Genomic DNA, 8,236 nt, shown 5'->3' with positions numbered 1-8,236 from the left:
CCGGACTTCCGCAGTTCGTAGGCATTTTCGTGCCTGCCGCGGAATGAAGGCGCAGGTCAGAGCGGTGCAGGGTGTCTGGAACGCGAAAATCTGTAGGCACACGACTTGCGGCGTGTCGGCTGGTGAAGCCGCATGCGATGTGGTGTTGTGTAGGTATGTACCTGCGGGAGACGCGGCGGAAGAACAAGGACGGCTCGGTGGTGTCGTATCTGCAGCTCGCGCACAACGAGCGGCACCCGGACACCGGCTCGCCGACCGCGAAGGTGATCCACAACTTCGGCCGCGCCGAGACCGTGGACCGGGACGGGTTGGCCCGGCTGGTGTCGTCGATCTCGCGGTTCCTCGCCCCCGACCAGTCCGCCGCGGCGTCGACCGCGGGCGGGGAGGTGGAGATCCTCGACTGCCGGCGCCTCGGCGGGGCGTGGACGCTGGACCGGCTCTGGGACCGGCTGGGGATCTCGGCGGCGATCCGCCGCGCCGCCGAGGGGCGGCGGCTCGCCGCCGACGCGGTGGAGCGGGTGATCTTCACCCTCGTCGCCCAGCGCGCGCTCGAACCCGGCTCGAAGCTCGCGGCGACCGGCTGGGTGACCGAACGCGTCGCCATCGAGCACATGACCGCGTTGTCCGACGATCAGGCCTACCGGGGCATGGACTTCCTCCTCGACGCCCTCGAGGAGATCGCCGCCGATGTGTTCAATTCCGTTGCGCACCTGTTAAACCTGGATTTGGACATCGTTTTCGTCGATACGACGAGCACCTACTTCGAGACCGAGGGCCCGGAGCGGGCCGATCCGCCCAGCGACGACGGGGCCGGTAACCCGGCCGAGTCCGGGGCGCGGGAGTTCGGCCACTCCAAGGACTTCCGCACCGACCTGCCGCAGGTGGTGATCGCGATGGCCGTCACCCGCGACGGGATCCCGGTGCGCTGCTGGACCTTCCCCGGCAACACCGCCGACACCGCGATCATCCGCACCGTCAAAGACGACCTGGACGGGTGGAACCTGCGCCGGTTGGTCTGGGTCGCCGACCGTGGTTTCGCCTCCGCCGCGAACCGAGCGTATTTGACCCGCGGCGGCGGGCATTACATCCACGCCGAGAAGCTGCGCCACACCAACACCGAGGCCGCCGCCGCGCTCGCCAGGCCGGGCCGCTACCACACCGTGGCCGGCAACCTGCGGGTCAAGGAGGTGCACGTCGCGCCCGGCGGTGACGGGGACGGCGACGGCGGCGCCCGGACCAGGCGATTCGTCGTCTGCCACAACCCGGACCAGGCGGACCGCGACGCGGCCGTACGGGAGAACCTCGTCGCGCACCTCGAAGAGCTGATCGACGGTTCCGACACCTGGACATCGCGCCGCCGCGACGAGCTGGTCGGCTCGCTCAAATCCAAGCCGGGACTGCGACGGTATCTGCGGCGCACCAACACCGGGCTGCTGCGCATCGACCACACGGCGATCAAGACCGAGGCCGGCCTGGACGGCAAGTGGCTGCTACGCACGTCCGACACCACCCTCACCCCGGAGGACCTGGCCGCCGCCTACAAGCAGCTGCTCGCCGTCGAAGCCGGGTGGCGCGACATGAAGGGCTCGCTCGGGCTGCGGCCGGTCTTCCACCACCGCGAGGACCGCATCCGCGCCCACGTCCAGTTGTGCTGGCTGGCGCTGCTGCTGATCCGGGTCGCCGAGACCGCCACCGGTGACACCTGGCGCAGCATCCGTCACGAGCTCGACCGGATGCACCTGGTCACCCTCGCCACCGACCACGGCCAGGTGGCGCAACGCTCCGCCGTCACCGCCGGGCAGCGAAAGATCCTTACCGCGCTCGAGCTGCCCGAACCGCCCCGGTTCTTCGACTTCGCCCCCACCGACGCGTAAGCGAGATCCCGCCAAAGCAAGGCCTGTAGTAACACGACCCCAACGCGGCCGCGCGGCGTCCCCGCACGTCAACACGCCTTTTCGCGGAATCGTGTGCCCATCAGCTGCGGAAGTCCGGACAGTCGTCGGTGGCGAACCGGACGGATCGGAATTGCTGCTACACGCTGAGCTGACGAGAATCGAGACAAACGCAATCGCCGTTATCTGGTTCACAAACCGCATGTCGACCACCCTGAATGGCGGCCGCCCGAACCTTGTGTTCGGGCTCGGCCCGAGTATTTACCCAGATAAATCCTGGCACAGCCCCAATACCGGAAGTTTGAGAACCGATGAAATCCGGCGATCCGTATGCAGACGCTCGGCGAGATAGTCGGTGCGATAGATTCCCCGATTGGCGTCAGGGACGGGCCAGTTGCCCGCTGTGGTCATGGTGAAAGGCAGCCCGTCCAGTCGATTGTCCATACGCGCGCCCAGCGTCCCGCTCGCGATCCTCTAACAGGACACTCGAACAGGACACTCGTAACGCTCCCTCACTCGAACGGCCACCAACTTGGAATCTGACGCGGCTCCCCGATCGGGCCGCATCCACGGGCGATAATGGTCCCTATGACCGCAGAACTTGTCCCGTGCGAGATGGACGAGTCCCAAGACGAGGCGACGCGCACTGTGCGGATCCAATTAGCTGATCAGCCCGAAGAGATCTGGAGGTGTGCCCGATCGCACGACCGCCAGCTCAAGACCGAAGCCGACCGAAGGCGCAGCCGCCGGTCGAGCAACCCCCTGCCTTCCGATGTAGGGACTGCGGTCAGGTTCTGCAGGACAGCACTCCGCCCTGCCCGGTCTGCGGCTCGCTTAATTGAGTGATCAGCCCGCGCTCCGCAGCGATCGCCCTGGCAGTGTTGTGCGCCAATATGCTGGTACACAACCCTTTTCGAAGTACCGATAACGGACCTTATGTAAACTGGGCGGCCTGGAGCGCATCAGGCTAGGGCCACCGGGAGGTCGTTCGGCATCTACGCCGGGTCCGATGTCGAGCTGACCCATGCCTCACCTTCATGCTGAGCGGCAACTAGGACGATTGTCTCTCTTCGACAACCCAGGCTGCGACCTGTGCTCGTGAGGTGAATCCAAGTTTGGTGAGGATGTGTTCGACATGTCCTTGCGCGGTGCGCTGCGAGATGACGAGTCGGGCGGCGATCGCCTTGTTGGTCAGACCCTCGGCGATCAGTTCGGCGACCTGTTTTTCGCGTTTCGTCAGGGTGGTGGAACCTGGAGGGCTCGTCTTCGGGGTCTGCTCGCGGAGTGCGTAGGAGACAACGGACGTGAGATCCATTGCCCTGCCGTGTTGCCAGGTTTGCTCGAAGGCGCGTTCGATGAGCATCCGGCGGGCGGACCGCTCGCATTCTTCGTGATAAACGAACAGGTCGGGAACGATTACGGAGGGGCTTCCGGCAGCACGGCCGAGCGCTTCCGCGGCCCCCATCAGTGTGCTGGCGCGTTCAGGGTCACTGGTTCCGGCGATCCAGGCGAGTACTTCGACGCAGTTCGCGCAACTGACCGGGTCGTCGACGAGTCGAGCGAGCCGCACTCCTTCTTCAAGTAGGTCGGTTGCGCGACGCTGATCACCCAGTCGCCATTGTGCGACGGCCATGGCCCACAGTGCGTAGGCCCGATAGACGGATTCACCTTGAGCTTCCGTGATCGCGAGAACTTCCTCGTAGCATTCGACTGCCCGGTGAGGTTCGGTGTCGGCCAGTTGATACGCCAATCCCAGCAGCGTCAGAGACTCGATCCGCAGTGCGAGTTCGTTCTCGGCTTGTCGCAACACAGGCTGTGCCCGCTCCAGACGTGACGCCGCGCGTGTGAGATCGCCGGTGAACAATCCGACGATGCCGTCCGCGTGGTCGACGATCGCGTGCGCTATCGGGTCGGTCATCTGATCGGCGAGGATCCGCGCCCGCTCGACAAGGGCAGCACCTCGCTGGTGGTCCTGCTGCTGTTCGGACATCAGGCAGTCGGCGTACAGCGCCCGGATGTAGGTGACGGTCGGGTGTTCTTTCTGGAGTGACAGGAATTGGTCGAGCCAGCGCCTCGCCTCGCTGAGCTGGCCTCGCGACCCCCAGAGCTGCAACAAGGGTGTGGCCATCTGTAAACCGGCGTCGGCATCACTTTCGGCGAGGCAGAAATCCATCGCGTCCCGCAGATTGGGCTGCTCACTGCTCAGTCGCTCCATCCACTCGAGCTGCCTGGGACCGATGAACTCGTCCTCGGCGGTGCGAGCCAGCTGGCGGTACCAATCTCGGTGCCGCCGGCGCAGGTCGTGGTAGTCACCGTTGTGCTGGGCCTTCTCCCTGCCGTAGGCACGGAGGGTCTCGAGCAGTCTGAAGCGGACCAGGGAGTCGTGTTCTTCGCGGATCAGGATCGACTTGTCGACGAGGGATGCCAGTGAGTCCAGTAACGCCTCCGGCGACATGTTCTCCCCGCACACGTGTTCTGCGGCATCCAGTTCGAAGCTGCCGGGGAACACCGACAGTCGTGCCCACGTCAGTTGCTCGAGCGGGGTGCACAGGTCGTAGCTCCAGTCGACGCACAACTGAAGCGTCTGCTGGCGCGAAGGCGCGCCTCGGTTTCCGCGAGTCAACAACGCATAGCGGTCGGAAAGCCGTTGCAGAATCTGTTCGGGCGACATCGCACGCAAACGCGCCGCCGCCAATTCGATCGGCAGCGGCAACCCGTCCAACCGGTGACAAATCCGCGCTACAGCGGACTTGTTGGCATCGGTCAACGCGAAGGTCGATACCGCCGTGGTGGCGCGTTCGGTGAACAGCGAGACGGCGTCGTAGCGGGGCAGACCCTGCAGGGACGGCTCGCGGTCGGGGTCGGGGACGGTGAGTGGGGGAACGCGCAGTGCTGCCTCCCCGGCAATTGCAAGGGGTTCGCGGCTTGTCGCGAGGATGCGCAGATTCGGGTTCTGCTGCAGCAGAACCGTCGCGAGATCGGCCACCGCGTCGACCACTTGCTCGCAGTTGTCCAATACCAGCAACAGTTCTCGCGACGACAGGAAGTCCAGCAGAATCTCGCGTAGCGACCGGTCAGTTTGGTCCCGCAAACCAAGCGTGGACGCCACCACGTCGATCAATCGGGACGCAGTGCGGACCTCGTCGAGCTCGACGAACCATGCTCCGTCGGCGAACTCGCGGCGGATAGTCGTTGCAAGCCGAAGTGCGAGACGTGTCTTCCCGACTCCGCCGATTCCGACCAACGTCAGCAATCGTGACGACGCCAGTAGATTCTTCGCCTCGGTGATCTCGTGCCTGCGACCGACGAAGCTGGACAAATCCAGGGGGAGATTCCCCCTCTCGTGGTGGGAAGGGTTCAGGTGAATCCTCTCCTGCGGTGGTGGTTCTGTTTCCGGGGCGGGTCGCACGTGGAGCGCCATGTCGTCTGCAGCTATCCCGCGGCTACGTCGGATCTCGCGCAGATTCTCGCCCAACGCTAGGGCTGAGGGTTGCCGGTCCTCGGGGCGACTGGCCATTGCCTGCTCGATCACGGTAGCAACATCATCGGCGAGGCCGTGCTCTCGCAAATCCGGAGCGGATTCCGTTGTGATGCGGATGAATTGGGCTACCACCTGTTCGCCGCTGCGGCGCTCGAATGCAGCGTGGCCGGTGACTGCGCAGAACAGGGTGGCTCCGAGTCCGTAGATGTCCGAGGCGGGGCTCGGGGCGGCGCCGCCGAGGACCTCGGGTGCAGTGAACGCGGGTGAACCGGTGACGATGCCGGTAGCGGTCTCGAACCCGCCGGAAATATGCGCGATCCCGAAGTCTGTGAGCGCCGGCTCGCCATAGTCGGTGAGGAGAATATTCGCCGGCTTGACGTCGCGGTGGACGATGCCCTCGCCGTGGGCGGCCTCCAACGCGCCTGCAAGTTTCACCCCCAACTGCAGTACGTCGTCCACACCTAACGGACCGTGCCGTCGGATACGTTCGTCCAAGGAGCCCTGCGGGTGGTACGGCATCACGATGAATGGTTGTCCGCTGTCGGTGACCCCGACCTGGAGGACATTGACGATGTTGGGGTGTCCGGTCAGGCGGCCCATCGCCCGCTGTTCGCGAAAGAAGCGCTCGCGGTTCTCCTCCGCGAGATCGTTGGTGAGCACCTTCACGGCGACGGTCCGGTCGAGCGCGGGTTGCGTGCACCGGTACACGACACCGAAGCCTCCACGCCCGATCTCCCGGGCGTCGTCGAATCCGTCAGCCGCCAGTTCCGACGCGACCGACGGGGTCACATCGCGATGGGTCTCGAACGGATCGATATCGGACATCGTCCGGATCGATTCATCCGGTCCGCGATGTGTTCGATGAAATCTGCACGTTCAGCCTCTGTTTCCAGGATATCGCTGACGGTAGCCTGAACGATGCGAGCTACGGTAGCCTCGAACCCCCTCACGACACCTACAGACTCGATGCTGCACGAACACGTGTGGCAGCGCAGATGCTGCGTTCACGCTGGCGGCGGCTCCCTTATACCGTCGAGCATGGCGCTCTGGGGCGCTCGGTGTGGATCTCGTCGTCGGCGACAATTTGGTCGAGCAAGCCGAGGCGCACGGCCTCGGTGGCCTCGTCGATCTGGGTGAAATCCATCGACATGCCTGCGGCCGCCGTGGAGATGGGCAGCTGCAGGACACCGTCGATGAGGGTGGCGGTAGTGGTCGGTCGGTGTGTGTCTTGTCGGAGGGCCTACCTCTCGGCAGTTTCGGCGGCGCGTAGGTCCTTGCGGAGGATCTTGCCCGCGGCGGACTTCGGCACCAGGTCGATGAACTCGACCTTGCGGACCTTCTTGTGCGGCGACACCCGCTCGGCGACGAACGCGATGACCGCGGCCTCGTCCAATTCGGCACCGGGCTGGCGGACGACGAACGCCTTCGGCACCTCCTCACCCTCGTCGTCGAGAACCCCGATGACGGCGGCGTCGGCGATCTGCGGGTGCGTCAACAACAATGCCTCCAGTTCGGCGGGCGGCACCTGGTAGCCCTTGTACTTGATCAGCTCCTTCATCCGGTCCACGATCGTCACGACGCCCTCGGCGTCGACGGTCGCGATGTCGCCGGTGTGCAGGTACCCGTCCGCATCCAGGGTCTCCGCGGTCGCCGCCTCGTTGCCGAGGTACCCGGCCATGATGTTCGGGCCCTTGCACCACAGCTCACCCGGTTCGCTGACCCCGTCGGCCGGGTAGGCGACCTCCTCGCCGGTGGCCGGGTCGACCAGCTTGCATTCCATGTTCGCGATCGACGGCCCCACCGAGTCCAGGGCGATGTCGTCGCGGTCGAATGGAATCGCATGCGAGACCGGGCTCATCTCCGACATCCCGTAGCCCTGCCGCACCCGGCAGCCGAGCCGGTTGGCGACGGCCTTGCCCAGTTCCTGATCGAGCGGGGCGGCGCCGGAGAAGATCGAATGCACGCTCGACAGGTCGTACTCGTCGACCAGCGGGTGCTTGGCCAACGCCACCGCGACCGGTGGGGCGATGAACACATACGTGCACTTCTGCCCGGACACGATCGACAGGAATTCGACCAGGTCGAACTTCGGCATCGTCACCAAGCTCGCCCGGTTGTACAGGGCGGCGTTCAGCAGCACCGTCATCCCGTAGATGTGGAAGAACGGCAACACCGCCAGCAGTTTGTCGTCGGCGCCGATGCCCATCCGCGGGTTGATCTGGCAGACATTCGCCACCAGGTTGCGGTGCGTGAGCATCACCCCCTTGGGCCGGCCGGTGGTCCCGGACGAATACGGCAGCACCGCCAGCTGGGTGGCCGGGTCGAACGACACGTCGGGGGCGGGGGCGCCCTCGGCCAGCAGATCTTTCAGCGACGGGTGCCCGTCGGCGCCGTCGAGGACGATCACGTTCTCTACCGGAATCCCGACCTTCGCGGCCGCGGCCTTGGCCTGCGGCAGCAGCGGGGAGACGGTGAACAGGAACTTCGCCTTCGAGTCGGTGAGCTGCTTGGCGATGTCCTCGGCGGTGTAGAGGGCGTTGATGGTGGTCGCGACACCACCGGCCCGGAGGATCCCGTGGAACACCGACGCGAACGCGGGAACGTTCGGCGAGTGCAGACCCACCACCTCGCCGACGGCGAGACCGCGCGCGGCCAGCGCCCCGGCCACCCCGTTGATCTGGGCGACCAGCGACTGGTAGGTGGTGACCGCGCCGGAGGCACCGTCGATCAGCGCAGGCCGGTCCCCATCGGCCGGATCGACCTGGCCGAAGAGGAAATCGTAGACACTGAGGTTCGGAATCTCGACGTCCGGAAACGGGCTCTTGAAGCTCACTGGGGCCTCTCCCTCGAAGTGTTGCAGCAG

At 65.5% G+C, this 8,236-nt stretch carries 3 protein-coding genes; 1 reads left to right on the top strand and 2 read right to left on the bottom strand.

The genetic code is table 11. The features are described from left to right. Positions 1-155 precede the first annotated feature (155 nt). The gene (locus tag ACNJ7E_RS30300) at positions 156-1,874 is read left to right on the top strand and encodes an IS1634 family transposase (protein WP_418340312.1); all 1,719 of its coding nucleotides are present in this window, start codon (positions 156-158) and stop codon (positions 1,872-1,874) included. A 1,069-nt stretch (positions 1,875-2,943) separates the two neighbouring features. Here the strand turns inward: ACNJ7E_RS30300 and ACNJ7E_RS30295 are convergent. Continuing rightward, complete coding sequence (locus ACNJ7E_RS30295; protein WP_418341677.1) at positions 2,944-6,198, bottom strand: protein kinase domain-containing protein; 3,255 nt, start codon at positions 6,196-6,198, stop codon at positions 2,944-2,946. Positions 6,199-6,613: 415 nt separating this feature from the next. Next, positions 6,614-8,206, bottom strand: coding sequence for an AMP-binding protein (locus ACNJ7E_RS30290; RefSeq protein WP_418341678.1), 1,593 nt, complete (start codon positions 8,204-8,206; stop codon positions 6,614-6,616). Positions 8,207-8,236 lie beyond the last annotated feature (30 nt).

Source organism: Rhodococcus mengyinensis (assembly GCF_048381435.1).
Lineage (GTDB): Bacteria > Actinomycetota > Actinomycetes > Mycobacteriales > Mycobacteriaceae > Rhodococcus_F > Rhodococcus_F opacus_D.
The sequence above is the reverse complement of the archived record's forward strand: the minus strand, read 5'-3'. Positions and strand labels throughout refer to the sequence as shown.

What these genes read in the sequence shown, in the direction of transcription:
- ACNJ7E_RS30300 (WP_418340312.1), top strand. Translation starts at nt 156, where the DNA reads ATGTACCTGCGGGAGACGCGGCGGAAGAACAAGGACGGCTCGGTGGTG.
- ACNJ7E_RS30295 (WP_418341677.1), bottom strand. Translation starts at nt 6,198, where the DNA reads ATGTCCGATATCGATCCGTTCGAGACCCATCGCGATGTGACCCCGTCG.